10 protein-coding genes and 4 tRNA genes are annotated in these 13,707 nt (G+C 55.4%); all 14 read right to left on the minus strand.

Going from position 1 to position 13,707, the window contains the following annotated elements; all coding sequences use genetic code 11:
* Window positions 1-96 precede the first annotated feature (96 nt).
* On the minus strand, window positions 97-468 hold the full coding sequence (gene rpsL, locus ACA062_RS30275; protein ID WP_002555494.1) for a 30S ribosomal protein S12: 372 nt from the start codon (window positions 466-468) through the stop codon (window positions 97-99).
* Window positions 469-684: 216 nt separating this feature from the next.
* Window positions 685-4,884 (minus strand): DNA-directed RNA polymerase subunit beta', encoded by a 4,200-nt coding sequence (gene rpoC, locus ACA062_RS30280; protein WP_497454263.1) that lies wholly within the window; start codon window positions 4,882-4,884, stop codon window positions 685-687.
* 64 nt (window positions 4,885-4,948) lie between these two features.
* On the minus strand, window positions 4,949-9,022 hold the full coding sequence (gene rpoB, locus ACA062_RS30285) for a DNA-directed RNA polymerase subunit beta (protein ID WP_497454264.1): 4,074 nt from the start codon (window positions 9,020-9,022) through the stop codon (window positions 4,949-4,951).
* A gap of 220 nt (window positions 9,023-9,242) precedes the next feature.
* Complete coding sequence (gene rplL / locus ACA062_RS30290) at window positions 9,243-9,608, minus strand: 50S ribosomal protein L7/L12 (protein WP_497454265.1); 366 nt, start codon at window positions 9,606-9,608, stop codon at window positions 9,243-9,245.
* Between the two features lie 80 nt (window positions 9,609-9,688).
* Window positions 9,689-10,189: a 50S ribosomal protein L10 gene (gene rplJ, locus ACA062_RS30295; protein WP_497454266.1), complete on the minus strand. Its 501-nt coding sequence runs from the start codon at window positions 10,187-10,189 to the stop codon at window positions 9,689-9,691.
* A 198-nt stretch (window positions 10,190-10,387) separates the two neighbouring features.
* Complete coding sequence (gene rplA, locus ACA062_RS30300; RefSeq protein WP_128872506.1) at window positions 10,388-11,083, minus strand: 50S ribosomal protein L1; 696 nt, start codon at window positions 11,081-11,083, stop codon at window positions 10,388-10,390.
* Window positions 11,083-11,514 carry a 50S ribosomal protein L11 gene (gene rplK, locus ACA062_RS30305; RefSeq protein WP_282379322.1) on the minus strand — a complete coding sequence of 144 codons (432 nt, stop codon included), beginning with the start codon at window positions 11,512-11,514 and terminating at the stop codon, window positions 11,083-11,085. The genes rplA and rplK overlap by 1 nt, the downstream gene beginning before the upstream one ends.
* Window positions 11,515-11,631: 117 nt before the next feature.
* Window positions 11,632-12,165 carry a transcription termination/antitermination protein NusG gene (nusG, locus tag ACA062_RS30310; protein ID WP_007896622.1) on the minus strand — a complete coding sequence of 178 codons (534 nt, stop codon included), beginning with the start codon at window positions 12,163-12,165 and terminating at the stop codon, window positions 11,632-11,634.
* 9 nt (window positions 12,166-12,174) lie between these two features.
* Window positions 12,175-12,543 carry a preprotein translocase subunit SecE gene (gene secE, locus ACA062_RS30315; protein ID WP_150766964.1) on the minus strand — a complete coding sequence of 123 codons (369 nt, stop codon included), beginning with the start codon at window positions 12,541-12,543 and terminating at the stop codon, window positions 12,175-12,177.
* A 45-nt stretch (window positions 12,544-12,588) separates the two neighbouring features.
* Window positions 12,589-12,664: transfer RNA gene (locus tag ACA062_RS30320), tRNA-Trp, on the minus strand.
* A 169-nt stretch (window positions 12,665-12,833) separates the two neighbouring features.
* Window positions 12,834-12,909: transfer RNA gene (locus ACA062_RS30325), tRNA-Thr, on the minus strand.
* A 26-nt stretch (window positions 12,910-12,935) separates the two neighbouring features.
* Window positions 12,936-13,009 (minus strand) — tRNA-Gly (locus ACA062_RS30330).
* 24 nt (window positions 13,010-13,033) lie between these two features.
* Window positions 13,034-13,118, minus strand: a tRNA-Tyr gene (locus tag ACA062_RS30335).
* A 142-nt stretch (window positions 13,119-13,260) separates the two neighbouring features.
* Window positions 13,261-13,701 carry a hypothetical protein gene (locus ACA062_RS30340; protein ID WP_497454267.1) on the minus strand — a complete coding sequence of 147 codons (441 nt, stop codon included), beginning with the start codon at window positions 13,699-13,701 and terminating at the stop codon, window positions 13,261-13,263.
* Between the last annotated feature and the right edge of the window lie 6 nt (window positions 13,702-13,707).

Genomic DNA, 13,707 nt, shown 5'->3' on the forward strand with positions numbered 1-13,707 from the left:
CAGGTTCGCTCGGAATCGGTGCCCTTTCGGGACGCCTCCGACCTTACTCTTATCGACTCAGAAAAATAGAAAATCGGTTTTTACAAAAAGCCACTACTACTTAGGCTTCTTGGTACCGTACTTCGAACGACCCTGGTTACGACCTTTAACGCCGGAAGTATCCAAAGAACCGCGTACGGTGTGGTAACGAACACCTGGCAAGTCTTTTACACGACCGCCGCGGATCAGTACCACGCTGTGCTCTTGCAGGTTGTGGCCTTCACCGCCGATGTACGAGGAAACCTCGAAACCGTTGGTCAGACGCACACGGCATACTTTACGCAGTGCCGAGTTAGGTTTTTTCGGCGTGGTGGTATACACACGGGTGCATACGCCACGACGTTGCGGGCAGTTCTGCAGCGCAGGCACGTCGGATTTCTCGACGATACGCTTACGCGGCTGACGTACCAGCTGGTTGATAGTTGCCATCTACTAGCTCCACTGTTGTCTTGCGACGCTATTGTCTTGCAAGAAAAGCAAAATGGCAGGAACGAATTCCCGCCAAATTTAGGGGTACAAGAGTCTAAAGAGGATCTTGCCCCCAGTCAAGGCAAGGCCCCGACCTCCCCGCTCATCCAACCTCGACAAATTGTCTCGATTCGATGAACGGAGCGGCCGGGGCCCCACGCTTATTTACTGCAGAACTCAGTTACCGCTCGAGTTCAGCGCTTCGGTCAGTGCAGCTTCCACTTCACTGGCGCTTACGCGCAACGGTTTGTCAGCATCACGGCGACGCTTACGCTCGCTGTGATAAGCCAGACCGGTACCGGCCGGGATCAGACGACCCACGACTACGTTTTCTTTCAGGCCGCGCAGGTAATCGCGCTTGCCGGTTACCGCCGCTTCGGTCAGTACGCGAGTGGTTTCCTGGAAGGAAGCCGCCGAGATGAACGATTCGGTGGACAACGACGCCTTGGTGATACCCAGCAACACACGAGTGAACTTGGAAACGAATTTCTCGTCGCCAGCCAGACGCTCGTTCTCTACCAGAACGTGAGTCAACTCCATCTGGTCGCCCTTGATGAAAGTCGAGTCGCCGGATTCAGCGATTTCAACCTTACGCAACATCTGACGCAGGATGGTCTCGATGTGCTTGTCGTTGATCTTCACGCCTTGCAGACGGTAAACGTCCTGGATCTCGTTCACGATGTACTTGGCCAGCGCACTCACACCCAGCAGACGCAGAATGTCGTGTGGATCGCTCGGACCGTCGGAGATAACTTCGCCGCGGTTTACCTGTTCGCCTTCGAAGACGTTCAGGTGACGCCACTTCGGAATCAGCTCTTCGTACGGATCGGTACCGTCGTTCGGGGTGATAACCAGACGGCGCTTGCCTTTGGTCTCTTTACCGAACGCGATGGTGCCGCTGACTTCCGCCAGGATCGAGGCTTCTTTCGGACGACGGGCTTCGAACAAGTCGGCAACACGCGGCAGACCACCGGTGATGTCACGGGTCTTCGAAGTCTCTTGCGGAATACGCGCGATAACATCACCGATCGCGATTTTCGCACCGTCCGCTACACCGACCAGGGCGTTGGCAGGCAGGAAGTACTGAGCAATTACGTCGGTACCCGGCAGCAAGAGATCCTTGCCGTTGTCATCAACCATCTTCACAGCAGGACGGATATCTTTACCGGCAGCTGGACGGTCTTTGGCGTCGAGTACTTCAATGTTGGTCATACCGGTCAATTCGTCAGTCTGACGCTTGATCGTGATGCCTTCTTCCATGCCCACGTAGGTCACGGTACCTTTCATTTCGGTAACGATCGGGTGAGTGTGCGGATCCCACTTGGCCACGATTGCGCCAGCGTCGACCTTGTCACCTTCTTTAACCGAAATCACAGCACCGTACGGCAGCTTGTAACGCTCGCGCTCACGACCGAAGTCATCAGCGATCGCCAGCTCACCGGAACGGGACACAGCAACCAGGCAACCATCCACTCGCTCAACGTGCTTCAGGTTATGCAGACGGACGGTACCGCCATTCTTCACCTGAACGCTGTCGGCTGCGGAGGTCCGGCTTGCCGCACCACCGATGTGGAACGTACGCATGGTCAGCTGGGTACCCGGCTCACCGATGGACTGGGCAGCGATAACGCCGACCGCTTCACCGATGTTCACCTGGTGACCACGAGCCAAGTCACGGCCGTAGCACTTGGCGCAAATGCCGAAGCGGGTTTCGCAGCTGATCGGCGAACGCACGATCACTTCGTCGATGCTGTTCAGCTCGATGAACTCGACCCACTTCTCGTCTACCAGTGTGCCGGCAGGAACGATGATTTCTTCGGAACCTGGCTTGAACACGTCACGGGCGATAACACGACCCAATACGCGCTCACCCAGCGGCTCAACAACGTCACCGCCTTCAATGTGCGGAGTCATCACCAGGCCATGTTCGGTGCCGCAATCGATCTCGGTTACTACCAGATCCTGCGCCACGTCTACCAGACGACGAGTCAGGTAACCGGAGTTCGCCGTTTTCAACGCGGTATCCGCCAAACCTTTACGAGCACCGTGAGTGGAGATGAAGTACTGAAGTACGCTCAAACCTTCACGGAAGTTCGCAGTAATCGGCGTTTCAATGATGGAGCCGTCCGGCTTGGCCATCAGACCACGCATACCGGCGAGCTGACGGATCTGCGCAGCAGAACCCCGTGCGCCCGAGTCGGCCATCATGTACATCGAGTTGAAGGACTCTTGGTCGACTTCGACGCCATGACGGTCGATGACTTTCTCTTTCGAGAGGTTGGCCATCATCGCCTTGGAAACTTCGTCGTTCGCCTTGGACCAAAGGTCGATCACTTTGTTGTACTTCTCGCCCTGGGTTACCAGGCCGGAGGCGTACTGACTTTCGATTTCTTTCACTTCATCAGTAGCAGCATTGATGATGCGGGCTTTTTCATCCGGGATAACGAAGTCGTTAACACCGATGGAAACGCCGGAAATGGTCGAATAGGCAAAACCGGTGTACATCAACTGGTCAGCGAAGATCACGGTCTCTTTCAAACCAACCACGCGGTAGCACTGGTTGATCAGCTTGGAGATCGCCTTTTTCTTCATCGGCTGGTTGACGACGTCGTACGACAGGCCAGGTGGAACAACCTGGAACAACAGCGCACGGCCGACAGTGGTGTCGACGATACGGGTGTTCTTGACGCTGCCGCCATCACGATCGTTGACGGTTTCGTTGATCCGCACTTTGACTTTAGCGTGCAGTGCGGCTTCGCCGGCACGGAACACACGGTCAACTTCCTGCAGATCCGCGAACACACGACCTTCGCCCTTGGCGTTGATCGCTTCACGAGTCATGTAGTACAGACCCAATACAACGTCCTGCGAAGGAACGATGATTGGCTCACCGTTGGCTGGCGACAGAATGTTGTTGGTCGACATCATCAACGCACGCGCTTCCAACTGGGCTTCCAGTGTCAGCGGTACGTGCACGGCCATTTGGTCGCCGTCGAAGTCGGCGTTGTACGCAGCACAGACCAGAGGGTGCAGCTGGATAGCCTTACCTTCGATCAGTACCGGTTCAAACGCCTGGATACCCAGACGGTGAAGGGTCGGTGCACGGTTGAGGAGAACCGGGTGTTCGCGGATAACTTCAGCGAGAACGTCCCAGACTTCCGGCAGCTCACGCTCGACCATCTTCTTGGCAGCTTTGATGGTGGTCGCGAGACCACGCATTTCCAGCTTGCCGAAAATGAACGGCTTGAACAGCTCGAGAGCCATTTTCTTCGGCAGACCGCACTGGTGCAGACGCAGGGTTGGACCAACGGTAATTACCGAACGACCCGAGTAGTCAACACGCTTACCGAGCAAGTTCTGACGGAAACGACCTTGCTTACCCTTGATCATGTCAGCCAGGGATTTCAGAGGACGCTTGTTCGAACCAGTGATAGCGCGGCCACGACGACCGTTGTCGAGCAGTGCATCGACGGCTTCCTGCAACATACGCTTTTCGTTGCGCACGATGATGTCCGGAGCGGACAGATCGAGCAGGCGCTTCAAGCGGTTGTTACGGTTGATCACTCGACGATACAGATCGTTGAGGTCGGAAGTCGCGAAACGACCGCCATCCAGCGGGACCAGTGGACGCAGATCTGGCGGCAGAACCGGCAGAACGGTCAGCACCATCCATTCTGGAAGGTTGCCGGAACCCTGGAAGGCTTCCATCAACTTCAGACGCTTGGACAGCTTCTTGATCTTGGTTTCGGAGTTGGTTTGCGGAATTTCTTCACGCAGACGGCCAATCTCGTGTTCCAGGTCGATAGCGTGCAGCAGTTCACGGACAGCTTCGGCACCCATGCGGGCATCGAAATCGTCGCCGAACTCTTCCAGCGCTTCGAAGTACTGCTCGTCGTTGAGCAGCTGACCTTTTTCAAGGGTGGTCATGCCTGGATCGATAACGACATAGCTCTCGAAGTAGAGAACGCGTTCGATATCACGCAGGGTCATGTCCATCAGCAAGCCGATACGCGACGGCAGCGATTTCAGGAACCAGATGTGGGCAACCGGCGAAGCCAGTTCGATGTGCGCCATGCGCTCACGACGAACTTTGGCCAGCGCGACTTCAACGCCGCACTTCTCGCAGATCACACCACGGTGCTTCAAGCGCTTGTACTTACCGCACAGGCACTCGTAATCCTTTACCGGGCCAAAGATCTTGGCGCAGAACAGGCCGTCACGTTCAGGTTTGAACGTACGGTAGTTGATGGTTTCCGGCTTTTTAACTTCACCGAACGACCACGAACGGATCATCTCAGGCGATGCCAATCCAATACGGATGGCGTCGAACTCTTCGACTTGACCCTGGTTTTTCAGCAAATTCAGTAGGTCTTTCAAGGCCTTTCCTCCTGGCGGAGCAGAGAGCGGGCAATCCTGCCCCGCTCTCGATTCGCGTCACGTGTTATTCGGTTTCCAGATCGATATCGATGCCGAGGGAACGAATTTCCTTGATCAACACGTTGAAGGACTCGGGCATGCCCGGCTCCATACGGTGATCGCCGTCCACGATGTTTTTGTACATCTTGGTCCGGCCGTTCACATCGTCCGACTTCACTGTGAGCATTTCTTGCAGAGTGTAAGCAGCACCGTATGCTTCCAGTGCCCAGACCTCCATCTCCCCGAAACGCTGACCACCGAACTGCGCCTTACCACCCAGCGGCTGCTGGGTAACCAGGCTGTACGAACCGGTAGAACGAGCGTGCATCTTGTCGTCTACCAAGTGGTTCAGCTTCAGCATGTACATGTAGCCAACAGTAACCGGGCGCTCGAACTTGTTGCCGGTACGGCCGTCGGTCAGCTGCATCTGGCCGCTTTCTGGCAGGTCTGCCAGTTTCAGCATGGCCTTGATTTCGCTTTCCTTGGCACCGTCGAACACTGGAGTGGCCATTGGAACGCCGCCACGCAGGTTCTTCGCCAGATCCAGGATTTCCTGGTCGGAGAAGCTGTCCAGATCTTCGTTACGACCGCCGATCTCGTTGTAGATCTCGTGCAGGAACTTGCGCAGATCGGCAACTTTACGCTGCTCCTCGATCATGCGGTTGATCTTCTCGCCCAGGCCTTTGGCCGCGAGGCCCAGGTGGGTTTCAAGGATCTGACCAACGTTCATACGCGAAGGTACGCCCAACGGGTTGAGGACGACGTCGACCGGGGTGCCATTGGCATCGTGCGGCATGTCTTCAACCGGCATGATCACGGAGACCACACCTTTGTTACCGTGACGACCGGCCATCTTGTCGCCCGGCTGGATGCGGCGACGGATTGCCAGGTAAACCTTGACGATTTTCAGCACGCCTGGAGCCAGGTCATCGCCCTGCTGCAGTTTGCGCTTCTTGTCTTCGAACTTGTCGTCCAGCAGACGGCGGCGATCAACGATGTAGGCCTGGGCCTTCTCGAGTTGCTCGTTCAGAGCATCTTCAGCCATGCGCAGTTTGAACCACTGACCATGCTCAAGACCGTCGAGAATTTCGTCGGTGATGTCCTGACCCTTCTTCAGACCGGCGCCGCCTTCGGCTTTGTGGCCGACGAGAGCGGAACGCAGACGTTCGAAGGTCGCGCCTTCAACGATACGGAACTCTTCGTTCAGATCCTTGCGGATCTCGTCGAGTTGAGTCTTCTCGATCGACAGTGCACGAGCATCACGCTCAACGCCGTCGCGAGTGAAGACCTGTACGTCGATGACGGTACCCTTGGTGCCAGTAGGCACACGCAGGGAGGTGTCTTTAACGTCGCTGGCTTTTTCACCGAAGATGGCACGCAGCAGTTTTTCTTCCGGAGTCAGCTGGGTCTCGCCTTTCGGAGTGACCTTACCCACCAGGATGTCGCCTGCGCCAACTTCAGCACCTACGTAAACGATACCGGCTTCGTCCAGCTTGTTCAGTGCAGCTTCACCCACGTTCGGGATGTCTGCAGTGATTTCCTCTGGCCCAAGCTTGGTGTCACGCGCCACACAGGTCAGTTCCTGAATGTGGATCGTGGTAAAGCGATCTTCTTGAACAACTCGTTCCGACAGGCAGATGGAGTCTTCGAAGTTGTAACCGTTCCAGGCCATGAACGCGATGCGCATGTTCTGACCCAGTGCCAGTTCACCCATGTCGGTGGACGGGCCGTCAGCCATGATGTCGCTGCGCTGAACCCGATCACCTTTACGCACCAGCGGACGCTGGTTGATGCAGGTGTTCTGGTTGGAGCGGGTGTATTTGGTCAGGTTGTAGATGTCGACACCAGCTTCACCGGTTTCAACTTCATCATCAGCAACACGAACCACGATACGGCTGGCATCAACAGAGTCGATCACGCCGCCACGACGAGCCACGACGCAAACGCCGGAGTCACGGGCTACGTTACGCTCCATGCCGGTACCGACCAGCGGCTTGTCAGCGCGCAGGGTGGGTACAGCTTGACGCTGCATGTTCGAACCCATCAACGCACGGTTGGCGTCATCGTGCTCGAGGAACGGGATCAGCGACGCTGCAACCGAAACTACCTGCTTCGGCGATACGTCCATCAAGGTGACGTCTTCCGGCGCCTTGACGGTGAACTCGTTCAAGTGACGAACAGCTACCAGTTCGTCGATCAGCATCTTCTTGTCGTTCATCGTGGCCGAAGCCTGAGCGATCACGTGATCAGCTTCTTCGATGGCGGACAGGAACACGATCTCGTCGGTGACCAGAGCGTCTTTCACCACACGGTACGGGCTCTCGAGGAAGCCGTACTGGTTGGTGCGCGCATACGCGGCCAGGGAGTTGATCAGACCGATGTTCGGACCTTCCGGCGTTTCAATCGGACATACACGACCGTAGTGAGTCGGGTGTACGTCACGCACTTCAAAGCCAGCACGCTCACGAGTCAAACCGCCAGGGCCGAGTGCAGACACACGACGCTTGTGGGTGATCTCGGACAGCGGGTTGTTCTGGTCCATGAACTGGGACAGCTGGCTGGAACCGAAGAACTCTTTCACCGCCGCAGCCACTGGCTTGGCGTTGATCAGGTCTTGCGGCATCAGGCCTTCGCTTTCAGCCATCGACAGACGCTCTTTGACCGCACGCTCAACACGTACCAGGCCAACGCGGAACTGGTTCTCGGCCATCTCGCCTACACAGCGAACACGACGGTTACCCAAGTGGTCGATGTCATCGACGATGCCTTTACCGTTACGGATGTCGACCAGAGTCTTCAGTACCGCGACGATGTCTTCTTTGCACAACACGCCCGAACCTTCGATCTCGGTACGACCGATACGACGGTTGAACTTCATCCGGCCGACCGCAGACAGGTCATAGCGCTCAGGGCTGAAGAACAGGTTGTTGAACAGAGTCTCGGCAGCGTCTTTGGTTGGCGGCTCGCCTGGACGCATCATGCGATAGATCTCGACCAGCGCTTCCAATTGGTTGCTGGTGGAGTCAATCTTCAGGGTGTCGGAGACGAACGGACCGCAGTCGATATCGTTGGTGTACAGAGTCTCGATGCGAACAACCTGGGCCTTGGCGATTTTTGCCAGGATCTCAGTGTTCAGCTCGGTGTTGCACTCTGCCAGGATTTCGCCGGTTGCCGGATGCACGATGGCCTTGGCGGTAGTGCGACCCAGGACGTAGTCCAGAGGCACTTCCAGGGTCTTGAGACCGGCTTTTTCGATCTGGTTGATGTGGCGCGCGGTAATACGGCGACCAGCCTCAACGATGACCTTGCCCTTCTCGTCCTGAATATCAAGAACAGCGATTTCACCGCGCAGACGCGAAGCAATCAGTTCCAGACTGAGGGTTTCGCCGCTCAGGTGGAAAACGTTGGTGGTGTAGAACGCGTCGAGCACTTCTTCAGTGGTATAGCCGAGCGCGCGCAGCAGTACCGATGCAGGCAGCTTGCGACGACGGTCGATACGCACGAACACGCAGTCTTTCGGGTCGAACTCGAAGTCCAGCCACGAACCGCGGTAAGGAATGATGCGCGCGGAGTACAGCAGTTTGCCGGAGCTGTGCGTCTTGCCACGGTCGTGGTCGAAGAACACGCCTGGAGAACGGTGCAGCTGGGAAACGATTACTCGTTCGGTACCGTTGATTACGAAGGTACCGTTCTCGGTCATCAGGGGGATTTCACCCATGTAGACTTCTTGCTCTTTGATGTCCTTGATCGCTTTGTTCGACGATTCTTTGTCGAAAATGATCAGGCGCACTTTTACCCGCAAAGGTACGGCGTAAGTTACACCGCGCAATACGCATTCTTTGACATCAAATGCCGGTTCGCCCAGGCGATAACCGACGTACTCCAGCGCAGCATTGCCGGAGTAGCTGATGATCGGGAAAACGGATTTGAAGGCCGCATGCAGGCCCACGTCGCGGAACTGATCTTTAGTCGCTCCCGCCTGCAAGAATTCACGATACGAATCCAGCTGGATTGCCAGGAGATACGGCACATCCATGACGTCCGGCAACTTGCTAAAGTCCTTGCGGATACGTTTTTTCTCAGTATATGAGTAAGCCATCAGCGTTCCCCAGCTTGGTCACCTGCTTGTTTGGCCCCTCCCGACGGGAGCAGCCAGAAAATCGTGCAAACCCCATGGTTTGCGCCACCGCATCGGGTGGTTACAGCTCGTTACCAGCACCGACCCAGTCGGCTGCCAATAACGGAAAAAGGCCGGTGGCAAGAGCCACCAGCCATCAGCCTTTCGCTTAACGCTCGGGCTGGAGACGCAAAGTCGATGCTTACTTCAGCTCGACTTTAGCGCCTGCTTCTTCCAGAACAGCCTTGGCTTTGTCAGCTGCGTCTTTCGAAACAGCTTCCAGAACCATGCCTGGGCAGCCGTCAACTACAGCCTTGGCTTCTTTCAGGCCCAGACCGGTCAGCTCACGTACAGCCTTGATCACGTTAACTTTCTTCTCGCCAGTCTCAACCAGATTGACGTTGAATTCAGTTTGTTCTTCAACAACGGCAGCAACAGCAGCAGGACCTGCGGAAGCAGCGGCAGCGGAAACGCCGAACTTCTCTTCCATGGCCTTGATCAGCTCAACGATTTCCAGAACGGATTTTTCGCCGATTGCTTCGATGATTTGCTCGTTAGTCAGAGACATGACTATAAATTCCTGTATTGGGGTGACAGCCTACGCGGCCATCGAAATAAACAAAAAACGCTGAAAGGAGTCGCTCAGCCTTAGGCTGCAGCAGCTTCTTTCTGGTCGCGAAGAGCCGCCAGAGTACGAGCCAATTTGCTGGTTGCGCCTTGAATCACGCTCATCAGCTGAGAAATTGCTTCGTCACGGGTCGGCAGGCTTGCCAGTACGTCGATCTGATTAGCTGCGAGGAACTTGCCCTCGAACGCAGCTGCCTTGATCTCGAACTTGTCCTGACCTTTTGCGAACTCTTTGAAGATACGGGCAGCAGCGCCCGGATGGTCTTTGGAGAATGCAATCAAGGTCGGGCCGGTGAACACGTCGTTGAGCACGTCATATTGAGTGCCAGCAACGGCGCGCTTGAGCAGGGTGTTACGTACAACACGTACGTAAACGCCAGCTTCACGAGCCTCTTTACGGAGTCCGGTCATAGCGCTTACTGTCACGCCGCGGGCATCAGCCACAACAGCAGACAGGGCAACATTGGCAGCCTTGTTGACTTCAGCGACGATGGCCTTCTTGTCTTCAAGTTTAATTGCCACGGGAAAAACTCCTGCTTGTTACCGTTTCATCCAACCGAAGCCGGATGTCGTTTTGGTGTCTGATTCGGTAAGGAACCGGGAGCACCATCTGCGTAGGCTTGAGGTTTAAGACTTGCGTCGCCTACGGTCTTGGATAGCCCCCGCCAGGCAGGGACCCCAATCTTTCAATTGGCGCAATCGCTTGCGCCAATTTTTGTCTTACGCTTCCAGCGAACCTTGGTCGATGACCAGGCCCGGGCCCATGGTGGTGCTCAGGGTGATGCGCTTGACATAAATGCCTTTCGAGGAAGCCGGCTTGATGCGCTTCAGATCAGAGATCAGGGCTTCAACGTTTTCCTTCAGCTTGACGGCGTCGAAGCCGACTTTGCCAACGGAGGTGTGAATGATGCCGTTTTTGTCGGTGCGATAACGAACCTGACCAGCCTTGGCGTTTTTAACCGCGGTAGCTACGTCTGGGGTTACGGTGCCGACTTTAGGGTTAGGCATCAGGCCACGTGGACCGAGGATCTGACCCAACTGGCCTACAACGCGCATGGCATCCGGGGATGCGATAACGACGTCATAGTTCAGGTCGCCGCCTTTCATTTCGGCAGCCAGATCGTCCATACCTACACGGTCAGCGCCGGCAGCCAAAGCGGCCTCAGCAGCTGGACCCTGGGTGAACACAGCAACGCGAACAGTCTTGCCAGTGCCGTGTGGCAGCACAGTAGCGCTACGAACGACCTGGTCGGATTTACGCGGGTCAACACCCAGGTTTACAGCAACGTCGAAGGACTCGCTGAACTTGACAGTCGACAGCTCAGCCAGCAGGGCGGCAGCGTCTACAAAGTTGTAGGACTTGCCTGCTTCGATTTTGCCGGCGATAGCCTTTTGACGTTTGGTCAACTTAGCCATTACACACCCTCCACGTTAAGGCCCATGCTACGAGCAGAACCGGCGATAGTACGCACGGCTGCATCCATATCAGCTGCAGTCAGATCCGCGTTTTTGGTTTTCGCGATTTCTTCCAGCTGAGCACGGGTCACGGTGCCAACCTTAACGGTGTTCGGACGAGCGGAACCGCTGGCCAGACCGGCCGCCTTCTTCAGCAGAACCGAAGCAGGGGTGGATTTGGTTTCGAACGTGAAGCTACGGTCGCTGTAGACAGTGATGATCACTGGAGTCGGCAGGCCTGGCTCAATACCCTGAGTACGGGCGTTGAAAGCCTTGCAGAATTCCATGATGTTCACGCCGTGCTGACCCAATGCAGGACCAACAGGTGGGCTTGGGTTAGCCTGAGCGGCCTTCACTTGCAGCTTGATGTAAGCGGTAATTTTCTTGGCCATGAGGCACTCCAATTACGGGTTCAAACGCCTCGAAAGGCTCCCCGGTTACTTGCGCGTTTATCCCAGTGACGACAAAACCCCACAGCCTGAGGCTGCGGGGTTGGGATGCTTGTTCAGCTAGACCTTTTCGACCTGGCTGAACTCAAGCTCTACCGGAGTAGAGCGTCCGAAAATAAGCACTGCCACTTGGATCCGGCTCTTTTCGTAGTTAACTTCTTCAACCGTGCCGGTAAAATCGGCAAACGGCCCGTCGTTGACACGTACCGACTCGCCTGGCTCGAACAACGTCTTCGGCTTCGGCTTGTCGCTACCGTCAGCGACACGACGCAGAATCGCTTCTGCCTCTTTATCTGTGATCGGTGCAGGCTTATCAGCAGTACCGCCGATGAAACCCATCACCCGAGGCGTATCCTTGACCAAGTGCCAAGTACCCTCATTCATGTCCATCTGGACCAGCACATAACCCGGGAAGAATTTGCGCTCGCTTTTGCGTTTCTGGCCATTACGCATTTCAACCACTTCTTCAGTGGGAACCAGAATTTCGCCGAAGCCATCTTCCATGCCAGCCAGCTTTACGCGCTCTACCAACGAGCGCATGACATGCTTCTCGTAACCGGAGTAAGCATGCACAACGTACCAACGCTTAGCCACGGGACACCCTTAGCCGACAATCAAGGAAACAAGCCAGCCGAGCAGGGAATCAAGCCCCCACAACAGCAACGCCATAACCAGGACAACAGCCACAACAATCAACGTGGTCTGCGTGGTTTCTTGGCGAGTTGGCCATACGACTTTACGAATCTCGGTGCGAGCTTCCTTTACCAGCACAAAGAAAGACTTGCCCTTGACTGTCTGCAGGCCTACAAAGGCAGCTACAGCAGCAATGACAAGCAAAGCAAGTACACGGTACAGGATCGGCGAAGCAGAGTAATACTGATTGCCAACAACGCCAACAACCACCAAAGCAGCTACTGCTAGCCACTTGAGCAGATCGAAGCGAGAGCCTTGAGCTTCAGCTTTAGGAGTCATCTATGAAGATCCTGTGAAAAGAAAGCCAAACCCACCAAGTGAATCTGGCAGGTCAGGAGGGAATCGAACCCCCAACCTACGGTTTTGGAGACCGTCGCTCTGCCAATTGAGCTACTGACCTAGAACAAAATCAGGCCGACCATTATGCCGGCCCGAAAAAGACTTTACAACAATTTACTCAATGACCCTTGCACTCCACCAGCACTGGGGCTCAAAGCGCCCTCAGGGACAACGAAACACAACCAGACCATTAAAACAAAGGCAGATATTTTCATATCTGCCTTGTTATATGGAGCTCTTGAGCGGATTTGAACCGCTGACCTCACCCTTACCAAGGGTGTGCTCTACCAACTGAGCTACAAGAGCGTAACACTTTGCAGGATCTGCAAACTTGGAGCGGGTAGCGGGAATCGAACCCGCATCATCAGCTTGGAAGGCTGAGGTTCTACCACTAAACTATACCCGCGAGGCTTGCAGCTCTCGCTAAAAATGGTGGAGGGGGAAGGATTCGAACCTTCGAAGTCGTAGACGTCAGATTTACAGTCTGATCCCTTTGGCCGCTCGGGAACCCCTCCTAAGCGAGCCGGCATTCTATACTACGCCGGCCTTCTGTCAAGCATTTTCTCATTAAAAACCTGAGGTTAGCTGCGTTGACCTCGCTTCGTAGCGTTAACCGTTAAAGGTGTTCACTGCGGAGCGGGCGCCATTCTATGCAAACTATTGAGCAGGTGCAACCCCCTCGCACGGCATTATTTTATGTTTTAACTCATTGAATTCTTTGGAAAGGTTTTTCAGCTGCGAATCATCCAACCAACGCCGGCTTTCGGGTGCCACACGCACCCAGTAACCTGCAGATTCAGCGGAATCCTTCGGCAATGACTGGAATTTGATTTCCATGCCATTCAATCGCCGCTCGACCGCCTGCGCAGCGTCCTGACGTGCAAAACCGCCCAGATACAGGCAACCATCATCGGCCCGGGGCGATTTTTCTTTATCTCGAGCCGCGTCACTCGCCTCGCTCAACAGGCGGATATCCTGCTGCGAACCTCGGTACAAGCTCAACGGCGTGACATCTTTCGCACGCAAAGGCGCCTCTTGTTGATGCCAGACGTAATAGAACACATTGAGAACGAGCAGCAGCAGGAACAACCAACGCATAAAAAC

It is taken from the genome of Pseudomonas sp. LBUM1679 (assembly GCF_059695565.1).

Excerpts from the sequence above, each read along its gene's own strand:
- rpsL (WP_002555494.1), bottom strand. The coding sequence starts at position 468 with ATGGCAACTATCAACCAGCTGGTACGTCAGCCGCGTAAGCGTATCGTC.
- rpoB (WP_497454264.1), bottom strand. The coding sequence starts at position 9,022 with ATGGCTTACTCATATACTGAGAAAAAACGTATCCGCAAGGACTTTAGC.
- rplL (WP_497454265.1), bottom strand. The coding sequence starts at position 9,608 with ATGTCTCTGACTAACGAGCAAATCATCGAAGCAATCGGCGAAAAATCC.
- rplA (WP_128872506.1), bottom strand. The coding sequence starts at position 11,083 with ATGGCTAAGTTGACCAAACGTCAAAAGGCTATCGCCGGCAAAATCGAA.
- rplK (WP_282379322.1), bottom strand. The coding sequence starts at position 11,514 with ATGGCCAAGAAAATTACCGCTTACATCAAGCTGCAAGTGAAGGCCGCT.
- secE (WP_150766964.1), bottom strand. The coding sequence starts at position 12,543 with ATGACTCCTAAAGCTGAAGCTCAAGGCTCTCGCTTCGATCTGCTCAAG.
- ACA062_RS30340 (WP_497454267.1), bottom strand. The coding sequence starts at position 13,701 with ATGCGTTGGTTGTTCCTGCTGCTGCTCGTTCTCAATGTGTTCTATTAC.